At 65.2% G+C, this 24,165-nt stretch carries 15 protein-coding genes, 2 tRNA genes and 3 rRNA genes; 16 read left to right on the top strand and 4 right to left on the bottom strand.

Annotated elements, in window-relative coordinates:
* Positions 1-53 precede the first annotated feature (53 nt).
* Both B6N23_RS07895 and B6N23_RS07890 read left to right on the top strand, forming a co-directional pair.
* Positions 54-1,856 carry a single-stranded-DNA-specific exonuclease RecJ gene (locus tag B6N23_RS07895; protein ID WP_305503502.1) on the top strand — a complete coding sequence of 601 codons (1,803 nt, stop codon included), beginning with the start codon at positions 54-56 and terminating at the stop codon, positions 1,854-1,856.
* 78 nt (positions 1,857-1,934) lie between these two features.
* Positions 1,935-2,552 (top strand): YitT family protein, encoded by a 618-nt coding sequence (locus B6N23_RS07890; protein ID WP_119022992.1) that lies wholly within the window; start codon positions 1,935-1,937, stop codon positions 2,550-2,552.
* A gap of 3 nt (positions 2,553-2,555) precedes the next feature.
* On the opposite strand, the gene B6N23_RS07885 is transcribed toward B6N23_RS07890, so the two are convergent.
* A complete protein-coding gene (locus tag B6N23_RS07885; RefSeq protein ID WP_305503498.1) occupies positions 2,556-3,149 on the bottom strand; it encodes a GspH/FimT family pseudopilin in 594 nt (197 codons plus the stop codon).
* Positions 3,150-3,244: 95 nt separating this feature from the next.
* Here B6N23_RS07885 and thiO point away from each other — a divergent pair, with 95 nt between their 5' ends.
* Positions 3,245-4,336 (top strand): glycine oxidase ThiO, encoded by a 1,092-nt coding sequence (gene thiO, locus B6N23_RS07880; protein WP_305503496.1) that lies wholly within the window; start codon positions 3,245-3,247, stop codon positions 4,334-4,336.
* 29 nt (positions 4,337-4,365) lie between these two features.
* Here thiO and B6N23_RS07875 read toward each other — a convergent pair whose 3' ends face one another.
* Positions 4,366-4,650, bottom strand: a complete 285-nt coding sequence (locus tag B6N23_RS07875; protein ID WP_305503494.1) for a PP0621 family protein — start codon at positions 4,648-4,650, stop codon at positions 4,366-4,368.
* Between the two features lie 101 nt (positions 4,651-4,751).
* On the opposite strand from B6N23_RS07875, the gene B6N23_RS07870 reads away from it, so the two are divergent.
* Positions 4,752-6,383 carry an NAD+ synthase gene (locus tag B6N23_RS07870; protein ID WP_305503492.1) on the top strand — a complete coding sequence of 544 codons (1,632 nt, stop codon included), beginning with the start codon at positions 4,752-4,754 and terminating at the stop codon, positions 6,381-6,383.
* 103 nt (positions 6,384-6,486) lie between these two features.
* On the opposite strand, the gene B6N23_RS07865 is transcribed toward B6N23_RS07870, so the two are convergent.
* On the bottom strand, positions 6,487-7,317 hold the full coding sequence (locus tag B6N23_RS07865; protein ID WP_110069994.1) for an outer membrane protein assembly factor BamD: 831 nt from the start codon (positions 7,315-7,317) through the stop codon (positions 6,487-6,489).
* Between the two features lie 140 nt (positions 7,318-7,457).
* Here B6N23_RS07865 and rluD point away from each other — a divergent pair, with 140 nt between their 5' ends.
* The 5 genes from rluD (at position 7,458) to ilvN (ending at position 14,686) form a co-directional block, all read left to right on the top strand.
* Complete coding sequence (gene rluD, locus B6N23_RS07860; RefSeq protein WP_305503488.1) at positions 7,458-8,417, top strand: 23S rRNA pseudouridine(1911/1915/1917) synthase RluD; 960 nt, start codon at positions 7,458-7,460, stop codon at positions 8,415-8,417.
* A 24-nt stretch (positions 8,418-8,441) separates the two neighbouring features.
* Positions 8,442-9,197: a peptidoglycan editing factor PgeF gene (gene pgeF, locus B6N23_RS07855; protein WP_305503486.1), complete on the top strand. Its 756-nt coding sequence runs from the start codon at positions 8,442-8,444 to the stop codon at positions 9,195-9,197.
* 193 nt (positions 9,198-9,390) lie between these two features.
* Positions 9,391-11,985, top strand: a complete 2,595-nt coding sequence (gene clpB, locus B6N23_RS07850) for an ATP-dependent chaperone ClpB (RefSeq protein ID WP_305503484.1) — start codon at positions 9,391-9,393, stop codon at positions 11,983-11,985.
* A 485-nt stretch (positions 11,986-12,470) separates the two neighbouring features.
* The gene (locus B6N23_RS07845; protein WP_305503483.1) at positions 12,471-14,195 is read left to right on the top strand and encodes an acetolactate synthase 3 large subunit; all 1,725 of its coding nucleotides are present in this window, start codon (positions 12,471-12,473) and stop codon (positions 14,193-14,195) included.
* On the top strand, positions 14,195-14,686 hold the full coding sequence (gene ilvN, locus B6N23_RS07840; protein ID WP_110070877.1) for an acetolactate synthase small subunit: 492 nt from the start codon (positions 14,195-14,197) through the stop codon (positions 14,684-14,686). The genes B6N23_RS07845 and ilvN overlap by 1 nt, the downstream gene beginning before the upstream one ends.
* A gap of 65 nt (positions 14,687-14,751) precedes the next feature.
* On the opposite strand, the gene ilvY is transcribed toward ilvN, so the two are convergent.
* A complete protein-coding gene (gene ilvY, locus B6N23_RS07835) occupies positions 14,752-15,639 on the bottom strand; it encodes an HTH-type transcriptional activator IlvY (protein WP_110070878.1) in 888 nt (295 codons plus the stop codon).
* A 71-nt stretch (positions 15,640-15,710) separates the two neighbouring features.
* On the opposite strand from ilvY, the gene ilvC reads away from it, so the two are divergent.
* The 7 genes from ilvC to rrf all read left to right on the top strand — a co-directional run bounded on the left by ilvC (position 15,711) and on the right by rrf (position 23,935).
* Positions 15,711-16,829, top strand: coding sequence for a ketol-acid reductoisomerase (gene ilvC / locus B6N23_RS07830; RefSeq protein WP_379686934.1), 1,119 nt, complete (start codon positions 15,711-15,713; stop codon positions 16,827-16,829).
* A gap of 156 nt (positions 16,830-16,985) precedes the next feature.
* A complete protein-coding gene (gene pssA, locus B6N23_RS07825; protein ID WP_110070880.1) occupies positions 16,986-17,867 on the top strand; it encodes a CDP-diacylglycerol--serine O-phosphatidyltransferase in 882 nt (293 codons plus the stop codon).
* A 739-nt stretch (positions 17,868-18,606) separates the two neighbouring features.
* A 16S ribosomal RNA gene (locus B6N23_RS07820) occupies positions 18,607-20,153 on the top strand.
* 93 nt (positions 20,154-20,246) lie between these two features.
* Positions 20,247-20,325, top strand: a tRNA-Ile gene (locus B6N23_RS07815).
* 210 nt (positions 20,326-20,535) lie between these two features.
* Positions 20,536-20,611: transfer RNA gene (locus tag B6N23_RS07810), tRNA-Ala, on the top strand.
* A gap of 230 nt (positions 20,612-20,841) precedes the next feature.
* Positions 20,842-23,735: ribosomal RNA gene (locus tag B6N23_RS07805) — 23S ribosomal RNA — on the top strand.
* An 84-nt stretch (positions 23,736-23,819) separates the two neighbouring features.
* A 5S ribosomal RNA gene (gene rrf / locus B6N23_RS07800) occupies positions 23,820-23,935 on the top strand.
* The 16S, 23S and 5S rRNA genes sit together here with 2 tRNA genes alongside, the layout of an rRNA operon.
* The last annotated feature ends 230 nt before the right edge of the window (positions 23,936-24,165 follow it).

The following is a 24,165-nucleotide window of genomic DNA, read 5'->3' as shown; positions in this document are numbered from 1 at the left end:
CGGGCTGCTGCCTCTGCGCTCTCAACTGCCAGCACTATCTGCAGGAGTCAGGCGTGAACGCCGCAAGCGATCCCATCGAACTGAGTGAGCGCCTGAGGCCGCGCATCCTGCCGCGGCCCCGGGACGCCGCCCTCTATGCCCGCGCCCAGCGCGAGGGGCTCTCCGAGCTCCAGGCGCGGATCCTCGCCGGGCGCCTGGCGGGCTTCACGGGCGAGATCGGCCCCCTGGTCACGCCCAGCCTGCGCCACCTGGCCCACCCCGACCGGCTCGCCGATGGCCGCCGTGCCGCCGAGCGCATCGCCCGCGCGGTGGTCGACGGCGAGCATATCGGCATCCTCACCGACTACGACGTGGACGGCATCACCTCCCACGTGGTGATAAGGCGCACCCTGGTGGAGCTCTTCGGCGTGCCGGAGGCGAAGCTGCACAGCCTGATCGGCCACCGCATCCATGACGGCTACGGCATCAGCCTGCCGCTGGTGGAGCGCACCCTCGCCCTCTCGCCGCGCCCGACCCTGGTGATCACCGCCGACTGCGGAAGCTCCGATGAGCCGCGTATTGCGCGGCTGGCCGCGGCGGGTATCGACGTGGTGGTCAGCGACCACCACGCCCTGCCGGTGGAGGGGCCCCCGCCCTCGGCCCATGCCGTGGTGAACCCCACCCGAGAGGACTGCGCCTACCCCGACCCCACCATCGCCGGCTGCATGGTGGCCTGGCTGGTGATGTCGCTGGCCCGCGGCGTGCTGATCGAGTGGGGCGTGCTTGCTGAAACCACGCCCAAGCTTTCGCCCTGGCTCTCCTATGTGGCGCTCGGCACCGTGGCGGACTGCGTCTCCCTGGGCGGCAGCCCCGCCAATCGCGCCGCGGTGACCCACGGGCTGGCCCTGATCAACCGCATGGAGGCCGCCTGCTGGCGGGCCATGGCCGAGCGCCTGGGCGCCGACAGCGTGCCCTTCGACGCCGAGACCCTGGGCTTCCAGATGGGGCCGCGGATCAACGCCCGCTCGCGGCTCGACGACCCCTATGCGGCGCTGCACTTTATGCTCGCCGAGCAGGATCATGTGGCAAGCCGCTACCTCGACGTGCTCGACCAGGACAACCAGTCGCGCAAGGCGATCGAGGCCGACATGGCCGAGGAGGCGAAGGCGCTGGCGCTGCCGGCGCTGGCCGCCGGCGAGCCCGCCGTGGTGGTGTTTCTGGAGAGCGGCCACCCCGGCGTGCAGGGCATCGTGGCGTCCCGCCTGGTGCAGGCCTACGGGCGCCCGGCGCTGGTGCTGACCCCGGCGGCGGCCCCCGGCATGCTCACCGGCTCCGGGCGCTCCATCGAGGGGCTGCACCTGCGCGATGCCCTGCAGCGCACCTACGAGCTGGCCCCGGAGGCGCTGCCCCGCTTCGGTGGCCACCGCGGCGCCGCCGGCGTCGGCGTGCCGGTGGACCGGCTCGACGCCTTCAAGGCGGCCTTCCTGCAGGCGGTGGGCGAGCAGCTGGGCGGGGCGGCGCTCTACCCGAAGATCCTCACCGACGGCGAGCTGGGGGCGGATCAGCTGAGCCTGGCGACCCTGGACGAGCTGCAGGCGCTGGGCCCCTATGGCCGCGAGTTCGAGGCGCCGCTGTTCCAGGGTGACTTCGTGGTGGAGGCGCTGCGGCCGGTGGGGGCCGATGGCACCCACCTGATGCTGGAGCTCTCCTCCGGGCCGGTCAGCCTCAAGGCGATCTGGTTCCGGGCCCTGACCCCCGGCGAGATCCCCGCCTTCGGCGTCGGGGATAGGCTGCGCTGCGCCTACAAGCTCAACCGCAATCGCTGGCGGGGTCGCGAGAGCCTGCAGCTGATGGTGGAGCACGCCGCGCCGAGCTGATCCCGGGACCTGGATCAAGCGCCCCCGGGCAGCGCTTCGCTACACTGCCCCACCGTCATCCGTCGCAAGAGAGGCGCCATGGACCCGCAAGAACAGCCCACCGACCCCCATCGCCACTACGAGGATGCCTTGGCGCTGCTGATCGGCACCCTCTTCGTGGCCCTGGGCGTCACCCTCTACAGCCAGGCGCTGCTGCTCACCGGTAGCACCGCCGGTATCGCCTTCCTGCTGCAGTACGCCAGCGGCTGGTCCTTCGGGGTCTGGTTCTTCCTGATCAACCTGCCGTTCTACTGGCTGGCCATCCGCCGCATGGGGTGGTCCTTCACCCTGCGCACCTTTGCCGCCATCGGCCTGGTGTCGCTCTTCTCCGAGCTGACCGGGCGCTGGATCGTGATCGAGGCGGTGGCGCCGCTCTACGCCTCGCTGATGGGCGGCTGCCTGATCGGGCTGGGCATGCTGGTGCTGTTTCGCCATCGCGCCAGCCTCGGCGGGGTCAACATCCTGGTGCTCTACCTGCAGGACCGCCACGGCTGGCGTGCCGGCTATGTGCAGCTCGCCATCGACGGCGCCATCATGCTGCTGGCCCTTGCCCTGCTGCCTCTGGAGCGGGTCGGCCTGTCGGTGCTGGGCGCCGTGGCCCTCAACCTGATCATCGCGCTCAACCACAAGCCCGGGCGCTATATGGGGGTCAGCTGAGGCTCAGCATTCTGGTCGATCATCTTCAGGGACCCTGACGCGCCCCATATTGTTGACGATGATCTTGCGGCCATCGCCGTGGCGACCACAGACGGTGAAGGTGCCGTTGTGGCCACGGCTCCAGCCGGTGGCCTGGTAGCGCACCGGGTAGTCGCGGTTGAAGGTGATGGTCGGCCCGCGGCTGGGCTCGAGCACCCGCAGTACCTCGACGTCGGCCAGATTGCCGGCGGTGGCGTGGCCGTCGAGGATGGCGATGGGCAGCGTCCAGTCATGCTTCTCGCAGTGGGTGGCCTCCGGGCCGGTGACCGGGCAGAGGGCGATCACCTGGCGTCGGGTGACGGCGGTATTGCGGGCCAGCGCCAGGGCGGTCTTGATGCGCATCACCTCGGCGGCCACCTCGTTGCGGGCGGTGAACTGCTGATAGCGGGGAATCGCCGCGGTGAACAGAATGAGCAGCACGGCGATGGCCACGATCAGCTCGATCAGCGTCAGGCCGTGCTGGTGGAGAGCGGACCAGGGCGGCGCAGAGCGCCCTGCCTGGTGGCCGCTGGCATCGACAGGGTGGCGAACGGTGTGGCGAGGCGTGACGGGGCGCATGTGGCCCTCCCGGAGTGGACTCCCTGACCCGTGGGTGGTCCCTTCACCCTAGCCAAGCGACGCGTTCTCCCTGTCAGACAAAACGGACAATGACTGTGAGCGAATTCCTGATTGTGGGGGGCGGGGTCATCGGCATGATGACCACGCTGCAACTGGCCGATGCGGGCCACTCGGTGACCCTGGTCGAGCGGCGTTGCTGCGGCCAGGAGGCCTCCTGGGCGGGGGGCGGCATCGTCTCGCCGCTCTATCCCTGGCGCTACGGCCCGGCGGTCTCGCGCTTGTCGCGCTGGTCGGAGGGCTTCTACCCCGAGCTGGCCCTGCGCCTGCGGGAGGAGAGCGGCGTCGACCCGGAGTACCGCCAGAAGGGGCTGCTCTACCTGCGGGTGGAGGACGAGGCACGCGCCCTTGAGTGGGCCCGGGAGGAGGGCAAGCGGCTCGAGCGCGTCGACGCCGACTTCCTCTATGCCCGGGAGCCTCAGGCGGCGCCGGGCTTCCAGGAGGCGCTGTGGATGCCGACCCTGGGCAGCATCCGCAACCCGCGGCTGGTGAGTTCGCTGCGGACGCGGCTGGCGGCGATGCCCCGGGTCACCCTGCATGAGGAGGTCGAGGTGACGGGGTTCGAGGTGGCCGGCGGCCGGGTGCTGGCGGTGCAGACGACCCGCGGCGACCTGGCCGGCGGCCAGGTGGTGGTGAGCGGCGGGGCCTGGGCGGCGGGGCTGCTCGAGACGCTGGGCGTTGCCCTGCCGGTGCGTCCGGTGAAGGGGCAGATGATCCTGTTCAAGGCGCCGCCGGGGCTGGTGCAGCGGGTGGTGCTGATGGACGGCCGCTACGTGATTCCCCGCGCCGACGGTCGCGTGCTGGCCGGCTCCACCCTGGAGGAGTGCGGCTTCGACAAGACGACGGATGCCGAGGCGAGGGCGTCGCTTCGGGCCAGCGCCACGGCGATCATCCCGGCCCTGGCCGACTGCGAGGTGGAGCACCACTGGGCGGGGCTGCGCCCGGGCTCACCGGACGGGGTGCCCTTCATCGGGGCGGTGCCGGGCATCGACAACCTGCACGTCAATGCCGGCCACTACCGCAATGGCCTGGTGCTGGCGCCGGCCTCGACGCGGCTGCTGGTGGATCGGCTGCTGGGCCGCGAGCCGATCCTTGACCCGACGCCCTATGCCCTGGAAGGGCGCTGTTAGAAGGCGCTGGCCGACTTTTCAGCCAGAGCCTACTCCCGGTCGTCCGGCTTCTGCTCCTTCTTCTCCTGGAGGTAGCGATCGAGGTGGGCGCTGGAGCAGAACCACTCGCCCTGCTCGCGCAGGGCGTCGCTCTCGGGGACGTGCACCTTGCACCAGCTGCAGCGCACCATCTGGCCGCCCTCCTGGCGGGCGTCGTCGTCGTGCTCCAGCAGCTCCTCGCGGTCGAGCTTCCACTCCCGGTACATGCGGTAGAGCTTGAGGCCGGCGAAGAACAGCACGGCGAAGATGATCAGGCGGATGATCAAGAGGTTCATTCCGTAGGGGACTCCCAGGTGGGGGCGGGACGGCTTTGCCAGCCGGCGGCCCTTGCGGGACAATGGGTGTATTCGTCGATTCTCGAGAGATTTCCAAGCCCATGCAAGACCTGACGCTGGTGATGGCTCAGCTGGACCCCCTGGTCGGGGACATTCCCGGCAACACCGATCGCGCCATCGAGGCGGTGCGCGAGGCGCGCATCGAGCATGGTGCCGATATCGTGGTGCTTCCCGAACTCTTCCTGACCGGCTACCCGCCGGAGGACCTGCTGCTGCGCCCCTCCATGGAGACCCGCCTGCGGGCGGCACGCGCGCGCATGGCGCAGAAGGTGGTGCGTGACGTGCTGGTGATCGTCGGCTACCCGGGGCGCCGAGAGGGGCGCACCTGGAACCTGGCCGGCGCCCTCTACAACGGCGAGTGGCTGGGCGAGTATGCCAAGCAGGCGCTGCCCAACTACCAGGTGTTCGACGAGCAGCGCTACTTCGCCGCCGGTACCCAGCCGCTGGTGCTCGATCACAAGGGGGCGAAGCTGGGCCTGTTGATCTGCGAGGACCTGTGGGACGAGGCGCCGGCGCGCCAGGCCCGGGAGGCCGGTGCCCAGCTGCTGGTCAGCCTCAACGCCTCCCCCTTCCACCAGGACAAGCCCGCCGAGCGGCTGCGTCTGCTCGAGGCGCGGGCCGCCGAGGTGGGGCTGCCCATCGTCTACGTCAACATGATCGGCGGCCAGGACGAGCTGGTGTTCGACGGCGGCTCCGCCTGCGTGGATGCCAAGGGAAGCCTGATGATCCAGGCGCCCCACTGGCAGGTGGGGCTGATGCCGGTGCAGCTGGTCAGGGAGAAGGGCCACTGGGTGCCGCAGCCGGGCGAGACCGAGCCCGACGTTGAGCCCGAGGAGAACCTCTACTGCGCGCTGGTCACCGGGCTTCGCGACTACGTCAACAAGAGCGGCTTCGAGGGGGTGGTGCTGGGGCTCTCCGGGGGCATCGACTCGGCGCTGTCGCTGGCCATCGCCGTGGATGCGCTGGGCCCCCAGCGGGTGCAGGCGGTGATGATGCCCTACCACTACACCGCGGACATCTCGAAGGAGGACGCCGCCAGGCAGGCCGAGCTGCTCGGCGTGCACTACGAGGTGCTGCCCATCGAGCCCATGGTGGAGGCCTTCATGACGACCCTGGCCGGGGTCTTCGAGGGCAGCGAGCGCGACACCACCGAGGAGAACCTGCAGTCGCGCTGTCGCGGCGTGCTGCTGATGGCGATCTCCAACAAGAAGGGCCTGATGGTGCTCACCACCGGCAACAAGAGCGAGATGGCGGTGGGCTATGCGACCCTCTATGGCGACATGGCGGGGGGCTACAACGCCATCAAGGACGTCTACAAGACCTGGGTCTACCGCCTGGCCCGCTGGCGCAATACCCAGTCGCCGGCGATCCCCGAGCGGGTCATCGAGCGGCCGCCCTCCGCGGAGCTCGCTCCCGGCCAGCAGGACAGCGACTCGCTGCCGGACTACGACACCCTGGATGCCATCCTGGTGCGCTATATCGAGGGCGACATGAGCGCCGAGGCGATCATCGAGGCGGGCTTCGATCGCGACGATGTCTACCAGGTGGTCCGGCTGGTGGACCGCTGCGAGTACAAGCGCCGCCAGGCCGCGGTGGGGGTGCGGGTCACCCGGCGCGGCTTCGGTCGCGATCGCCGCTATCCCATCGTCAATGGCTGGCAGCCCGGCGACTAGCCCCGACGCCCCGACGCCGCTGCGCACGCCACCGCAACGCCACCTCCCCTGCGGGAGGTGGCGTTCTGCCGTGTGGGGCTCAGGGCGGGGCGGGCGCTCGGGGTCAGGCCGAGAGCGACTGGGCGTTCACGTGCCTGGGTTCGAAGGTGCGGCCGCGCAGCTGGTTGTGGCGGGGGTCGTTCTCGATCAGCACTTCCAGCACCTCACGCGCGCGGTCGCGCATCTCCAGGCCCAGGTAGCCCTCGACCATGACTGCCAGGGCGTCGCGGGTCGCCTCGCTCTCCGGGTAGTTCTCGATCACCCAGCGGCCGCGCTCCACGGCGGCCAGGTAGGCCCCGCGGCGCAGGTAGTAGTCGGCCACGTGAAGCTCGTGGCGGGACATCAGGTTGCGCAGGTAGACGATGCGCTGCTGGGCATCCGGCGCGTACTGGCTGTTGGGGTAGAGCCGCACCAGTTCGCTGAAGTCGGTGTAGGCGTCGCGGGAGGCGCCCAGGTCACGCCGGGAGATGTCGATCAGCTTCAGGCGCTCCAGGCTGAAGCGCCCGGCCTGCCAGGAGGCCAGGCCGCGCATGTAGAGGGCGTAGTCGGCCTGGGGGTGGCTCGGGTGCAGGCGGATGAAGCGGCTGGCGGCGGCGCGGGTGGCCTCCCAGTCGCCCAGCTCGTAGTGGGCGTAGATCAGCTCCAGCTGCACCTGTTCGGCGTGGCTGCCGAAGGGGAAGCGGGTGTCCAGGGCCTCGAGCCGGGTGATGGCCGCCGTGAAGTTGCGGCGCTCCAGGGAGCCGCGCGCCTCTTCGTAGAGCTCGCGCTCGGCAACGCCAGCGAACTCGTCCTGTTCTTCTTCGCTATCGCTGGAGCCGCTGCTGGCGCAGCCCACCAGCAGGCTGGAGGCCACCAGCAGGGCCGCAAGTCGGGCGGTAGGGCGGAATACGCGCATCGTGATCCTCGTGGCAAACAACGCGGACTGGCCGTGGTAGAATCGACCGAAACCCGCTCACTATAAAGCACTGCGCGGCAAAACGCAGTCACCGCGCGCTGCTCTGACCCACTCTCCTGCTGACAGGCCGCCCCGCACCCATGCCACAGACCCTGGAAGCCCAGCAACGCGTTCCCGACGCCATGGCCGGCCTGCGCCTCGACCAGGCCGCTGCCGAGCTCTTCGCCGACCACTCCCGCGAGCGCCTCAAGGCCTGGATCAAGGCCGGCGACCTGACCCTGGATGGTCGGCCCGCCAAGCCCAGGGAGAAGGTCTACGGGGGCGAGTGGCTGCGGCTGGCCACCGAGATCGAGGAGGAGACCCGCTTCGCGCCCGAGGAGATCCCGCTGGACGTGGTCCACGAGGACGACGAGGTGCTGGTGGTCGACAAGCCGGCCGGGCTGGTGGTGCACCCCGCGGCGGGCAACCCCGACGGCACCCTGCTCAATGCGCTGCTGCACCACTGCCCCCGGCTGGCCGGCGTGCCCCGGGCCGGCATCGTGCACCGCCTCGACAAGGACACCACCGGCCTGATGGTGGTGGCCAAGACCCTGGCCGCCCAGGCGGCCCTGGTGGCGCAGCTCCAGGCGCGCACGGTCTCCCGCGAGTACGATGCGGTGTGCGTGGGGGTGATGACCTCCGGCGGCACGGTGGATGCCCCCATCGGCCGCCACCCCAAGGACCGCAAGCGCCAGGCGGTGACGGCCTCCGGCAAGCCGGCGGTGACCCACTACCGGGTGGTGGAGCGCTTCCGCGCCCATACCCATGTCCGCTGCCGGCTGGAGACCGGGCGCACCCACCAGATCCGCGTGCACCTGGCCCACCTGCGCTACCCGCTGGTGGGGGACCCCACCTACGGCGGTCGCCTCAAGCTGCCGCCCGGTGCCGCCGAGCCCCTCAAGGAGATCCTGCGCGAATTCCCGCGCCAGGCGCTCCACGCCCGCAAGCTGGCCTTCGTGCATCCCGGCAGCGGCGAGACGGTGACCTTTTGCTCGGCGCTGCCGGATGACATCCTGATGCTGCTGGACTACCTGCGCCATGACCACGAGACGATGCGCTGACCCCTCCTTGCCGAGGACCCGTTGATGAGCGATGCCCCCGATCTGCGGCCGACCCTGATCCTGCCTGACTGGCCGGCGCCCACCTCCGTGGGCGCCTTCGTCACCACCCGCGAGACCGGCCCGAGCCAGGGCGACTTTGCCTGCTTCAACCCGGCGGACCACGTCGGCGACAACCCCGACCATGTGGCCCTCTGCCGGCGCCTGCTGCAGAAGCAGGTCGACGAGGAGCGGCCGCTGCTGTGGCTCAACCAGGTCCACGGCGCCCGGGTACAGCAGCACTTCGAGGCGACGCCGCCCGAGGCCGATGCCGCGGTGGCCGTCAATCGCGACTACGCCTGCGTGGTGCTCACCGCCGACTGCCTGCCGGTGTTCTTCAGCGACCTTCGCGGCACGCGGGTGGCGGTGGCCCACGCGGGCTGGCGCGGGGTGGCCGGCGGGGTGCTCGAGGCCACGGTGGCGGCGCTGGGCGTGCCGCCGGAGGAGCAGCTGGCCTGGCTGGGGCCGGCGATCTCCAACGCCCAGTTCGAGGTCGGCCCGGAGGTTCGGCAGGCCTTCACCGGGGTCCATCCCGAGGCCGCCGAGGCCTTCGATCCCAGCCCCTATCGCCTGGGCCACTACATGGCCGACCTCTACCGCCTGGCGCGCCTGCGCCTGGAACGTCTCGGCGTCGCCCACATCAGCGGCGGCCACTTCTGCACCGCCTGCGAACCGCGTTTCTACTCCCATCGCCGCGACGATGGCCGCACCGGGCGAATGGCCAGCGTGATCTGGCTGCGATAGCGCCAAGCGAGAGGCGCCGTGGGCCGGTCGAAGAGCGACTCCTTGTGCCTTGATCCGCGTCAACTTGCCACGTGCTTCCCCTGGCGGCCGACTTGAAAGCCGGCCAGCCTGACTCCATTGAGTGTGTCAAGACGAATTGACCGGGCCGAGCGGGGCGTCCGACCGCCTCGCCACCCCGATGGAGGAAGTTCTCATGCGTTTCGACAAGTTCACCGCCAAGCTGCAGAGCGCCGTGGCGGATGCCCAGTCCCTGGCGGTTGGCCGCGGCCATAACCAGCTGGAACCCGGCCACCTGCTGCTGGCGCTGCTGGATGCCCGCGATACCGGCGTGAAGGCGCTGGTCCAGAAGGCCGGCGGCGATGCCGCCCGGCTTCGCGACGCCCTGGTGGGCCACCTCGACGACCTGCCGAAGGTCGCCCACTTCGACGGCGAGGTGCAGCCCTCCCGCGAGCTGATCAAGCTGTTCAACCTCACCGACCGCGAGGCCCAGAAGCGGGGCGACCAGTACATCGCCAGCGAACTGGTGCTGCTGGCCGCCCTCGAGATGGGGCACGCGGTCACCCGGCTGCTGACCCAGGCGGGGGTGACTCGCAAGTCGCTGGAGGCCGCCGTCGACGGCGTGCGCGGCGGCGAGCGGGTCGATGATCCCAACGCCGAGGAGAGCCGCGAGGCGCTGGAGAAGTACACCCTGGACCTCAACGAGCGCGCCGCCAGCGGCAAGCTCGACCCGGTGATCGGCCGCGACGACGAGATCCGCCGCACCATCCAGGTGCTGCAGCGGCGCACCAAGAACAACCCGGTGCTGATCGGCGAGCCCGGCGTGGGCAAGACCGCCATCGTCGAGGGCCTGGCCCAGCGCATCGTCAACGGCGAGGTGCCCGAGGGCCTCAAGAACAAGCGCGTGCTGTCGCTGGACATGGGCGCGCTGCTGGCCGGCGCCAAGTTCCGCGGCGAGTTCGAGGAGCGCCTCAAGTCGGTGCTCAAGGAGCTGGCCCAGGAGGAGGGCCGGGTGATCCTCTTCATCGACGAGCTGCACACCATGGTGGGTGCCGGCAAGGCCGAGGGCGCCATGGACGCCGGCAACATGCTCAAGCCGGCCTTGGCCCGCGGCGAGCTGCACTGCGTGGGCGCCACCACCCTGGACGAGTACCGCCAGTACATCGAGAAGGACGCGGCGCTCGAGCGGCGCTTCCAGAAGGTGCTGGTGGATGAGCCCAGCGAGGAGGATACCGTGGCGATCCTGCGCGGCCTCAAGGAGCGCTACGAGGTGCACCACGGCGTCGATATCACCGACGGCGCCATCATCGCCGCGGCCAAGCTCTCGGCACGCTACATCACCGACCGCCAGCTGCCCGACAAGGCCATCGACCTGGTCGACGAGGCCTCCTCGCGCATCCGCATGGAGCTCGACTCCAAGCCCGAGGAGATGGACCGTCTCGATCGTCGGCTGATTCAGCTCAAGATGGAGCGCGAGCACCTCAGGAAGGAGACCGACGAGGCCTCGAAGAAGCGCCTCGAGGTCCTCGAGGAGCAGATCGAGGCGCTCTCGCGGGAGTACGCCGACCTCGAGGAGATCTGGAAGGCCGAGAAGGCCAGCATTCAGGGGGCGGCCCAGTTCAAGGACGAGCTCGAGCGCGCCCGGGTCGAGCTGGAGCAGGCGCGCCGCCAGGGCGACCTGGCGCGGATGTCCGAGATCCAGTACGGGGTGATCCCGGCGCTCGAGAAGAAGATCAGTGAGGCCGGCGAGGGCGAGGCCGACACTACCCGTCACCAGCTGCTGCGCTCCAACGTCACCGAGGAGGAGATCGCCGAGGTGGTCTCGCGCTGGACCGGCATCCCGGTGGCCAAGATGCTCGAGGGCGAGCGCGACAAGCTGCTGCGCATGGAGGAGGCGCTCCACGAGCGGGTGATAGGCCAGGAGGAGGCGGTGACCGCGGTGGCCAACGCCGTGCGGCGCTCCCGGGCCGGGCTCGCCGACCCCAATCGCCCCAACGGCTCCTTCCTGTTCCTGGGCCCCACCGGGGTGGGCAAGACCGAGCTGTGCAAGGCGCTGGCCCATTTCCTCTTCGACACCGAGGAGGCGATGGTGCGCATCGACATGTCGGAGTTCATGGAGAAGCACTCGGTGGCGCGGCTGATCGGCGCACACCCCGGGTACGTGGGCTACGAGGAGGGCGGCTACCTGACCGAGGCGGTGCGCCGCAAGCCCTACTCGGTGCTGCTGCTCGACGAGGTGGAGAAGGCCCATCCGGACGTCTTCAACATCCTGCTGCAGGTGCTCGAGGATGGCCGGCTGACCGACGGTCAGGGCCGCACGGTGGACTTCCGCAACACTGTGATCGTGATGACCTCCAACCTGGGCTCGGAGATCATCCAGCGCCTGGGCGGCGACGAGTCCAACGTCGACAAGAACTACGAGCAGATGAAGGAGATGGTGATGGAGGTGGTGGGCAGCCACTTCCGCCCCGAGCTAATCAACCGCATCGACGAGGTCGTGGTGTTCCACGCCCTGGGCCAGGAGCAGATCCAGGCCATCGCCGCCATCCAGCTTGCGCGGCTGCGTGCGCGGCTGGCCGAGCACGACCTCGGCCTCGAGGTCAGCGATGCGGCCATGGCGCAGCTCGCCGTGGTGGGCTTCGACCCGGTCTACGGCGCCCGCCCGCTCAAGCGGGCGATCCAGGCGCGGCTCGAGAACCCGCTCGCCCAGGACCTGCTGGCCGGCAGGTTCCTCCCGGGAGATGTCATCCACGTGGAGGCCGAGGGCACCCAGCTGGTGTTCCAGAGCTGAGGCGTACAAAGCGTTACGCGGCCGGCCGGGTGCGAGCCCGGCGACGGTCTACACTGAGGTCAGGTTGCGTCCTGTAACCCCCTTGCCCGCCCGGTGTTCAACCCGGCGGGCTCTTTTATGCCCATGCCCCTCGCCACTCTCACACTTTTTATGCGGTTGACACCGTTGCGTCGCTAATGGAATCTTGGCCCTTCCTGATTTGCGGGCGCGGAACTCTGCGGGCAACCCCCTCATCCCCGCGCGATGGGTAGGCCAGAGGGCCTCTACCCGCCGAAGGACTTCCGGGCACGGGCCAACCGCCCGTCCCGGCCAACGCCCCGACGCGGCGATCCGCCGCGATGAGAGTGCAGGCCCCAACAGGGTCTTTAACTGCCAGGGTTTGGCATCAGGTGCCGGCATGTCCGGCAGCGGCATACCGCCGCACTCGACCCCGCGCCCGCTTCGGGCGCGGATCGCACTCGAGACCTCCAGGGGAGAAACACAACGTGGAACTGCTTTCCGGCGCGGACATGATCGCCCGCTTCCTGCAGGATGAGGGCGTCGAATATATCTACGGCTATCCAGGCGGGGCGGCGCTGCACATCTACGACGCCCTGTTCCGTCAGGACAAGGTCAAGCACATCCTGGTGCGCCACGAGCAGGCGGCCACCCACGCCGCCGACGGCTACGCGCGCGCCTCGGGCAAGCCCGGCGTGGTGCTGGTCACCTCCGGTCCCGGCGCCACCAACGCCGTCACCGGCATCGCCACCGCCTACATGGACTCGATCCCGATGGTGGTGTTGTGCGGCCAGGTGATGAGCCACCTGATCGGCGATGACGCCTTCCAGGAAACCGATATCATCGGCGTGACACGCCCCATCGTGAAGCACAGCTTCTCGATCAAGCATCCGACCGAGATCCCCGAAGTCCTCAAGAAGGCCTTTTACCTGGCCTCTACCGGTCGCCCCGGCCCGGTGGTGGTGGACATTCCCAAGGACATGACCGCCCCCACCGAGCGCTACGAGTACGTCTACCCGAAGAAGGTCAAGATGCGCTCGTACAACCCGGTCACCCGAGGGCACACCGGCCAGATCAAGAAGGCCGTGGAGATGATGCTCAAGGCCAAGCGCCCGGTCTTCTATACCGGCGGCGGGGTGGTCACCGGGCGGGGGAGCGAAGGGCTCACCGATCTGGTCAAGCAGCTGGGCTTCCCGATCACCACCACCCTGATGGGCATCGGCGCCTACCCGCAGGGCGACAGGCAGTGTCTGGGCTGGCTGGGCATGCACGGCTCCTATGAATCCAACATGTCCATGCACCATGCCGACCTGATCATCGCCATCGGCGCGCGCTTTGACGACCGGGTCACCAACAACACCTCCAAGTTCTGCCCCACGGCCAAGATCATCCACGTGGACGTCGACCCGAGCTCGGTCTCCAAGACGGTGCGCGCCGACGTGCCCATCGTGGGACCGGCCGGCAGCGTGATCAGCGAGATGATCAGCCTGGTACAGGGCAAGGAGATCGCCAACCCCGAGGCCCTGGCCGAGTGGTGGCAGAAGATCGACGGCTGGCGCGAGGAGCGTGCGGGCAAGCTCTACGAGCCCTCTAAGTCCGGCGAGAAGATCAAGCCTCAGGAGGTGGTCGAGGCGCTGTGCCGGGTGACCCGCGGCGAGGCCTATGTCACCACCGATGTGGGGCAGCACCAGATGTTTGCCGCCCAGTACTACAAGTTCGACAAGCCCAACCGCTTCATCACCTCCGGCGGCCTCGGCACCATGGGCTTCGGCTTCCCGGCGGCCATGGGCATCAAGCAGAACTTCCCGGAAGAGCAGGTGGTCTGCGTGACCGGCGAGGGCAGCTTCCAGATGATGATGCAGGAGCTCTCCACCTGTAAGCAGTACGGGGTGGGCGTGAAGATCATCAACCTGAACAACGCCTCGCTCGGCATGGTGCGCCAGTGGCAGGACCTGAACTACAAGTCCCGCCATGCCCACTCCTACATGGAGTCACTGCCCGATTTCCAGAAACTGATCGAGTCCTATGGCTTCACCGCGCTGAAGGTCGAGACCCTCGACGAGCTCGAGCCGGCCCTGGAGCGCTTCCTGGCCGACAAGCACGAGCTGGTGTTCCTCGACGTGGCGGTCGACCCGCACGAGCACGTCTATCCGATGCAGGTGCCCCTGGGCGCCATGCGTGACATGCTGCTTTCCAAGACGGAGCGGACCTGATGCGCCATATCATCTCGATTCTGATGGAAAACGAACCGGGCGCCCTGTCTCGCGTGGTGGGGCTCTTCTCTCAGCGCAACTTCAACATCGAGACGCTGAACGTGGCGCCCACCGAGGAGCCGACCCTGTCGCGTCTCACCGTCACCACCGTGGGCGATGACCGGGTGATCGAGCAGATCACCAAGCACCTCAACAAGCTGATCGACGTGGTCAAGCTGGTGGACCTCACCGAGGGCAACCACATCGAGCGCGAGCTGATGCTGGTGAAGGTCAAGGCGCTGGGCGCGGCCCGCGACGAGGTGAAGCGCACCGTGGATATCTTCCGCGCGCAGATCGTCGACGTGTCGCCGAGCCTCTACACCGTGCAGATCACCGGCGATGCCGGCAAGCTGGACGCCTTCCTGCAGGCCATGGCCCCGGTGGGCATCCTGGAGGTGGCGCGTACCGGGGTTTCCGGTATTGCCCGCGGCGACAAGGTGCTGTCGCTGTAGATCGGACGGTTGCCAGACCGCCAAGGCCGCCCCGAGGGGCGGCCTTGCTGTTTTCGGGGAGAGCCTCAGCGCTCGATCACCTCATCCCATAGCGCCTGGATCAGCGGGCTTCTCAGGCGTCGCTCCAGCACGCAGAGGCCCACGTCGTAATGGGGCAGCTCCGGCTTTACCGGCAGCACCCGCACCCGCTCCTGGAGCGGGCTGTTGTCGAGCACGATCTTCGGCACCACGCCGATGCCGAATCCCAGCCCCACCATGCTGACGATCGCCTCGTGGCCCGCCACCTGGGCGTAGATGCGTGGCGCCACCCCCAGTGCCTTGAACCAGGTGTCGGCAAACTCCCGGGAGAGGCCCGCCTCGGAGAGGATCATCGGCACCTCCCGCCACTGCTCGGCGCTGGGCGACTCCGGGGTAGAGGGAATCCACGGGGCGGCCTCCCGCGGCGCGATGAACACCAGCGGCGCACGGGTCAGCGACTTGAAGGCCAGCGCCTCGGGGGTGCGTCGCGGGCGGGGGGTGATCGCCATGTCCTCCTCGCCGGCCAGCACCCGCGCCATGGCCTCGGCGGGGTCGCCGGTATGCAGCTTGAGCTCGATGCCGGGGTGGTGGGTGCGAAACTCGCTGAGCAGCGCGTAGAGGAAGCTGTAGCTGGCGGTCACCGAGCAGTAGACGCTGATCTCCCCGGTGAGTCGTAGCGCCTCGCTCTGCAGCGAGAGCCGCAGCTGTTCCCACTGCTCGAGGGCCTCTCGGGCGTAGGCCTGGAAGGTCTCGCCCTGGCGGGTCAGGGCCACGTGACGGTTGTCGCGCTCGAAGAGCGTGACCCCCAGGCTCTCCTCGAGCTGGCGGATCGAGCGGGAGAGGGTCGAGGGGCTGACGTGGCAGGTTTCGCTGGCGCGGCCGAAGTGCAGGCTGTCGGCCAGGGCGAGGAAGTGCTTGAGGGGGCGCATGTCCATGAGGTCAGTATTGCATGATCTGGCATGTCACGTTGCAAATATCGCGTTTTACGCAATGGTAGGGCTGGCGTATGGTGTCCCCATCGGATGCCGCGAACCCAGTCCCGCGTCAGACGGGGCGGGTGGCCATCAACGCTGACACCCACATTCATCGACGTTCCAGGAGCACGACCATGCACGTTTACTACGACAAGGATTGCGACCTCTCCCTCATCCAGAGCAAGAAGGTCACCATCGTGGGCTACGGCTCACAGGGCCACGCCCACGCCAACAACCTGAAGGAGTCCGGCGTCGACGTCACCGTCGCCCTGCGCGCCGGTTCTTCCTCCGCCGCCAAGGCCGAGGCCGCCGGCCTCAAGGTCGCCAGCGTGCCCGAGGCGTGCAAGACCGCCGACGTGGTGATGATCCTGGCCCCGGACGAGAATCAGAAGGCGATCTACGAGAACGAGGTCGAGCCGAACCTGAAGCAGGGTGCCACCCTGGCCTTCGCCCACGGCTTCAACATCCACTACAACCAGATCGAGCCGCGCAAGGACCTGGACGTGATCATGATCGCGCCCAAGGCCCCGGGCCACACCGTGCGCTCCGAGTTCGTCAAGGGTGGCGGCATCCCCGACCTGATCGCCATTCACCAGGACGCCTCCGGCTCCGCCAAGGAGCTGGCGCTCTCCTACGCTGCCGGCGTCGGCGGTGGCCGCAGCGGCATCATCGAGACCACCTTCAAGGATGAGACCGAGACCGATCTGTTCGGTGAGCAGGCCGTGCTGTGCGGCGGCGCCGTCGAGCTGGTCAAGGCCGGCTTCGAGACCCTGACCGAGGCGGGCTATGCCCCCGAGATGGCCTACTTCGAGTGTCTGCACGAGCTCAAGCTGATCGTCGACCTGATGTACGAGGGCGGCATCGCCAACATGAACTACTCCATCTCCAACAACGCGGAGTATGGCGAGTACGTGACCGGCACCGAGGTGATCAACGAGCAGTCTCGCGAGGCGATGCGCAACGCTCTCAAGCGCATCCAGACCGGCGAGTACGCCAAGATGTTCATCCAGGAAGGCAACAGCAACTACCCGTCGATGACGGCGCGTCGCCGCCTGAACGCCGAGCACCAGATCGAGATCGTGGGTGCCAAGCTGCGCGGCATGATGCCGTGGATCGCCGCCAACCAGCTGGTGGACAAGTCCAAGAACTGATCCCGATCGGTTGTCGGACAGACGAAGAGGGCGCGGGCATCCGCGCCCTCTTTCATTGTGGGGCCGAGCCGATGCGTGGCGTTGTGGGGGCGTGTCGGGCGTGTAGAATGAGGGTGCGCCCTCGCGGCGCCTTCATTTCGGCTATGGACGAGACGCATGAGTCAGGACCCCCGTACTACCGATCACGACCCTGCCCGGCCGGATGCCGAGCCGGACGCCCAGGCGTCACCCGAGCGGGTGCCCCCGGCCGAGGAGGATCTGGCGGCGGCCTTCGTGCGCGAGACCGAGGTGATCGAGGAGGCCGTGGAGGATGGCAAGAAGGTTCGCCGCAAGGGAATCTATCTGCTGCCCAACCTCTTCACCACCTCGGCCCTGTTCGCGGGCTTCTTCGCGATCGTTGCCGGCATCAACGGCGACTTCACCGCAGCGGCGGTGGCGATCTTCATCGCCATGGTGCTCGACGGCCTGGATGGCCGGGTGGCGCGCATGACCAACACCCAAAGCGCCTTTGGCGCCGAGTATGACAGTCTCTCTGACATGCTCTCCTTCGGGGCGGCGCCGGCGCTGGTGGCCTTCACCTGGATTCTCCAGGACATCGGCAAAACCGGCTGGGTGGTGGCCTTCCTCTACGTCGCCTGTGCCGCGCTGCGCCTGGCGCGCTTCAACGTGCAGATCGGCAGCGTCGACAAGAAGTGGTTCATCGGCCTGCCCAGTCCCTCGGCGGCGGCGCTGGTGGCCGCCAGCATCTGGACCTTCCACAGCTTCGATGCCGAGGCCTTCGGCTTCAAGCTGCTGATGCTGCTGATCGTGGCCGCCGCCGGCGTGCTGATGGTCAGCAATATCCGCTACTACAGTTTCAAGGAGGTGGACCTCAAGGGGCCGGTGCCCTTCGTGGTGCTGCTGGCCATCGTGCTCGGTTTCGTGGTGATCTCGATGCAGCCCTCGGTGATGCTGCTGCTGCTGTTCGGGGCCTACGTGGCCTCCGGCCCGGTGATGGCCGTGATGCGCAAGATGAAGAACGCGCCCCCCGCCGGCTGACTACCACCGCCTCATGATCACAGCGCCCGCCCAAGTGCGGGTGCAGTCGTTTCCGATCGCCCATCTATCCACAACCCCCTCCGCCGCGGCGCTGTGGATAGTTCGGGGCGATGTACTGACTCCCCCCCGATTCGCCGCTCTGCCATCATCCTGAAACTTTTTTACACAGAGGGCTTGCCCCGGGCCGGGGGAAGCCGTAAAGTACGCATCCGCTGCCGGTGACCAGCAAGGTTGCAGGCGGTGAAAGGTGGTAGAAGTGCTTGTTCTGCTTGAGATTTTTGAAAGTTTCGAAAATCTTCTCGCTTGACACTCACCGCGGATTCGCTAGAATGCGCACCACTTGTTCTGCAGGGCTCGCTGAGGGCTCTATTCGCAGCGCCTCGGCAAGATGAGGCGGGCAGTCAGCGAAAATCGGACGGGGTGCCACGCACCGCCAATCGCCGCTTGACACGCTGAAGCGAATCGGTAGAATGCGCCTTCCTCGCAGGGCGCTGGCGACAGAGAGTTCACTCTCACACGACAGCAAGCGAGACGCTCCACTCGAATGTCGAGACGGGAGCCGCTCTTTAACAATCGATCAGGTAATTCATGTGGGCGCTTGTCGATGTGTCGGTGACCAGTCACTGAAACATCAAGGCAAGCGACTCGTCAAAGATCTTCGGATCTTTTTGAGAACGTTTGAACCTTGAGCCAAGTTTGGTCCGCTTCCTTCTTTGAAGGGTAAGGACTATACGATCTTAAACTGAAGAGTTTGATCATGGCTCAGATTGAACGCTGGCGGCAGGCCTAACACATGCAAGTCGAGCGGCAGCACGGGAAGCTTGCTTCCTGGTGGCGAGCGGCGGACGGGTGAGTAATGCATAGAAATCTGCCCGGTAGTGGGGGATAACCTGGGGAAACCCAGGCTAATACCGCATACGTCCTACGGGAGAAAGCAGGGGATCTTCGGACCTTGCGCTATCGGATGATCGGATGAGTCTATGTCGGATTAGCTTGTTGGTGAGGTAATGGCTCACCAAGGCGACGATCCGTAGCTGGTCTGAGAGGATGATCAGCCACATCGGGACTGAGACACGGCCCGAACTCCTACGGGAGGCAGCAGTGGGGAATATTGGACAATGGGCGAAAGCCTGATCCAGCCATGCCGCGTGTGTGAAGAAGGCCTTCGGGTTGTAAAGCACTTTCAGTGGGGAAGAAAGCCTTGGGGCTAATACCCTCGAGGAAGGACATCACCCACAGAAGAAGCACCGGCTAACTCCGTGCCAGCAGCCGCGGTAATACGGAGGGTGCGAGCGTTAATCGGAATTACTGGGCGTAAAGCGCGCGTAGGCGGTCTGATAAGCCGGTTGTGAAAGCCCCGGGCTCAACCTGGGAACGGCATCCGGAACTGTCAGGCTAGAGTGCAGGAGAGGAAGGTAGAATTCCCGGTGTAGCGGTGAAATGCGTAGAGATCGGGAGGAATACCAGTGGCGAAGGCGGCCTTCTGGACTGACACTGACGCTGAGGTGCGAAAGCGTGGGTAGCAAACAGGATTAGATACCCTGGTAGTCCACGCCGTAAACGATGTCGACTAGCCGTTGGGCTCCTTGAGAGCTTTGTGGCGCAGTTAACGCGATAAGTCGACCGCCTGGGGAGTACGGCCGCAAGGTTAAAACTCAAATGAATTGACGGGGGCCCGCACAAGCGGTGGAGCATGTGGTTTAATTCGATGCAACGCGAAGAACCTTACCTACCCTTGACATCGTGCGAACTTGGTAGAGATGCCTTGGTGCCTTCGGGAACGCACAGACAGGTGCTGCATGGCTGTCGTCAGCTCGTGTTGTGAAATGTTGGGTTAAGTCCCGTAACGAGCGCAACCCTTGTCCTTATTTGCCAGCGAGTCATGTCGGGAACTCTAAGGAGACTGCCGGTGACAAACCGGAGGAAGGTGGGGACGACGTCAAGTCATCATGGCCCTTACGGGTAGGGCTACACACGTGCTACAATGGCCGGTACAAAGGGTTGCGAAGCCGCGAGGTGGAGCTAATCCCGAAAAGCTGGTCTCAGTCCGGATCGGAGTCTGCAACTCGACTCCGTGAAGTCGGAATCGCTAGTAATCGTGAATCAGAATGTCACGGTGAATACGTTCCCGGGCCTTGTACACACCGCCCGTCACACCATGGGAGTGGACTGCACCAGAAGTGGTTAGCCTAACTTCGGAGGGCGATCACCACGGTGTGGTTCATGACTGGGGTGAAGTCGTAACAAGGTAGCCGTAGGGGAACCTGCGGCTGGATCACCTCCTTATCGACGACGTCCCGACACGCGGCAAGTGCTCACAATGAATTACCTGATCGACCAGAGCAAAGACTGTTTGGGTATAGGCCCAGCGTGACCAATGGGTCTGTAGCTCAGTTGGTTAGAGCGCACCCCCCTGATAAGGGTGAGGTCGGCAGTTCAAATCTGCCCAGACCCACCATTCTCTGAACGACCGGGCAGCTCAGTTGGTTAGAGCGCACCCCCGGAAGTTCTGTGAAGAGAAGGGTGAGGTCGCGGGGTTTGTTTCAAATCTGCCCAGACCCACCAAATTTTATCCAGTCCTGCGTTATTTTGTGACTCGCATAGCAGGCTATGCGTCGCCACAAAATGCCTTGGTCTGAATAAAATTGCCCAGTGTTGGGTAATCAGTGGGGCCATAGCTCAGCTGGGAGAGCGCCTGCCTTGCACGCAGGAGGTCAGCGGTTCGATCCCGCTTGGCTCCACCATCCTCCCCCACAACAGTCATTACCTGATCGGATCCGCAGTCATAAGCCATCCTTGCACTTCGCAATGACCGGTTTATGACTGTCGATTGACAGTCTGCTCTTTAACAATGTGAATCATGCTGACAAACGTTCCTTCCTGGAGAGATTCAGGAAGAACATGAGATACGTCTCAAGCGTATCCGGCAATTGTCAAACTGTCATCGCAGATCAGACCCCCTGGGGTTATATATGGTCAAGCGATGAAGCGCACACGGTGGATGCCTAGGCAGCCAGAGGCGATGAAAGACGTGGTAGCCTGCGATAAGGCTCGGCGAGGTGGCAAACGACCTGTGACCCGGGCATTTCTGAATGGGGAAACCCACCCTGCATAAGCAGGGTATCCCACACTGAATACATAGGTGTTGGGAGGCGAACCGGGGGAACTGAAACATCTAAGTACCCCGAGGAAAAGAAATCAACCGAGATTCCCCCAGTAGCGGCGAGCGAACGGGGACCAGCCCTTAAGCATGTGACTGATTAGACGAACGCGCTGGGAAGCGCGGCCATAGTGGGTGATAGCCCCGTAGTCGAAAATCTGATCATGTGAAATCGAGTAGGTCGGGGCACGTGAAACCTTGACTGAATATGGGGGGGGACCATCCTCCAAGGCTAAATACTCCTGGCTGACCGATAGTGAACCAGTACCGTGAGGGAAAGGCGAAAAGAACCCCGGAGAGGGGAGTGAAATAGATCCTGAAACCGTGTGCGTACAAGCAGTGGGAGCAGACTTGTTCTGTGACCGCGTACCTTTTGTATAATGGGTCAGCGACTTATTTTCAGTGGCGAGCTTAACCGTATAGGGGAGGCGTAGGGAAACCGAGTCTTAACTGGGCGACCAGTCGCTGGGAATAGACCCGAAACCGGGCGATCTATCCATGAGCAGGTTGAAGGTTGAGTAACATCAACTGGAGGACCGAACCAGGATCTGTTGAAAAAGATTTGGATGACTTGTGGATCGGAGTGAAAGGCTAATCAAGCCCGGAGATAGCTGGTTCTCCTCGAAAGCTATTTAGGTAGCGCCTCACGTATCACCGCCGGGGGTAGAGCACTGTTTCGGCTAGGGGGTCATCCCGACTTACCAACCCGAGGCAAACTCCGAATACCGGTGAGTGCAGCGTGGGAGACACACAGCGGGTGCTAACGTCCGTTGTGAAAAGGGAAACAACCCAGACCGTCAGCTAAGGCCCCGAAATCCCTGGTTAAGTGGGAAACGAGGTGGGAAGGCTCAGACAGCTAGGAGGTTGGCTTAGAAGCAGCCATCCTTTAAAGAAAGCGTAATAGCTCACTAGTCGAGTCGGCCTGCGCGGAAGATGTAACGGGGCTCAAACCAGGTGCCGAAGCTACGGGTTCATCCTCTGGATGAGCGGTAGAGGAGCGTCGTGTAAGCCGATGAAGGTGGATTGAGAAGTCTGCTGGAGGTATCACGAGTGCGAATGCTGACATGAGTAACGACAAGGGGAGTGAAAAACTCCCCCGCCGGAAGACCAAGGGTTTCTGTTCGACGCTAATCGGAGCAGAGTGAGTCGGCCCCTAAGGCGAGGCCGAAAGGCGTAGTCGATGGGAAACGGGTCAATATTCCCGTACCTCACTGTATTGCGATGGGGGGACGAAGAAGGCTAGGTGAGCCAGGCGTTGGTTGTCCTGGTGAAAGCCAGTAGGCTGGGATCTCAGGCAAATCCGGGATCCTAAGGCCGAGAGGCGAGACGAACTGACCACGGTCAGGAAGTCATCGATGCCACGCTTCCAGGAAAAGCCTCTAAGCTTCAGATACAGTGGGACCGTACCCCAAACCGACACAGGTGGTCAGGTAGAGAATACCAAGGCGCTTGAGAGAACTCGGGTGAAGGAACTAGGCAAAATGGTGCCGTAACTTCGGGAGAAGGCACGCCGCGTTAGTGTGAAGGGACTTGCTCCCGGAGCACGAGGCGGTCGAAGATACCAGGTGGCTGCAACTGTTTATTAAAAACACAGCACTCTGCAAACGCGCAAGCGGACGTATAGGGTGTGACGCCTGCCCGGTGCCGGAAGGTTAATTGATGGTGTTAGCGCAAGCGAAGCTCCTGATCGAAGCCCCGGTAAACGGCGGCCGTAACTATAACGGTCCTAAGGTAGCGAAATTCCTTGTCGGGTAAGTTCCGACCTGCACGAATGGCGTAATGATGGCCACGCTGTCTCCACCCGAGACTCAGTGAAATTGAAATCGCAGTGAAGATGCTGTGTACCCGCGGCTAGACGGAAAGACCCCGTGAACCTTTACTATAGCTTCACACTGGACGCTGATGTTGCTTGTGTAGGATAGCTGGGAGGCTTTGAAACCCGGACGCCAGTTCGGGTGGAGCCAACCTTGAAATACCAGCCTGGCATCATTGGCGTTCTAACTCAGGTCCGTTATCCGGATCGAGGACCGTGTGTGGTGGGTAGTTTTTGACTGGGGCGGTCTCCTCCCAAAGCGTAACGGAGGAGCACGAAGGTACCCTCAGCACGGTTGGAAATCGTGCATTGAGTGCAAGAGCATAAGGGTGCTTGACTGCGAGACAGACACGTCGAGCAGGTACGAAAGTAGGTTCTAGTGATCCGGTGGTTCTGTATGGAAGGGCCATCGCTCAACGGATAAAAGGTACTCCGGGGATAACAGGCTGATACCGCCCAAGAGTTCACATCGACGGCGGTGTTTGGCACCTCGATGTCGGCTCATCACATCCTGGGGCTGAAGTCGGTCCCAAGGGTATGGCTGTTCGCCATTTAAAGTGGTACGCGAGCTGGGTTTAGAACGTCGTGAGACAGTTCGGTCCCTATCTGCCGTGGGCGTTGGAAGTTTGAGAAGAGCTGCTCCTAGTACGAGAGGACCGGAGTGGACGCACCTCTGGTGTTCCGGTTGTCACGCCAGTGGCATTGCCGGGTAGCTATGTGCGGACAGGATAACCGCTGAAAGCATCTAAGCGGGAAGCCCCCTTCAAGATGAGACTTCCCTGAGGCCTTGAGCCTCCTGAAGGGCCCAGCGAGACCAGCTGGTTGATAGGTCGGGTGTGGAAGCGCTGCAAGGCGTTGAGCTAACCGATACTAATTGCCCGTGAGGCTTGACCATATAACACCCAAGTGGTCTGTCGATGACAGATGACAGCGGATACGCACGAGACGTCTCGACGTCAGCATGATTCACCGTTTTTCGCCTGACGACCATAGCGTGCGTGAACCACCTGATCCCATGCCGAACTCAGCAGTGAAACCGCTCAGCGCCGATGGTAGTGTGGGGTCTCCCCATGTGAGAGTAGGTCATCGTCAGGCACCTTTTCAGAAACCCCAGCCCTATGGCTGGGGTTTCGTCGTTCTGGGGGTCTCCCCATGGAGAGTCCCGGGACGCCGACCGCCGGGTGGCCGGCCCGGTCATCCTCAGGCACTTATAGAGAAAAGCCCCGATCATCGCGAGATGGTCGGGGCTTTTCGCATTTCTGGCGGTCATGCGGCGGCCATGCCGGACTGATAGAATCACCCCCTGTTTCGTGTCGCGGCAGGTC

The sequence above is a fragment of the Halomonas alkalicola genome, assembly GCF_030704205.1.
Lineage (GTDB): Bacteria > Pseudomonadota > Gammaproteobacteria > Pseudomonadales > Halomonadaceae > Halomonas > Halomonas alkalicola.
The sequence above is the reverse complement of the archived record's forward strand: the minus strand, read 5'-3'. Positions and strand labels throughout refer to the sequence as shown.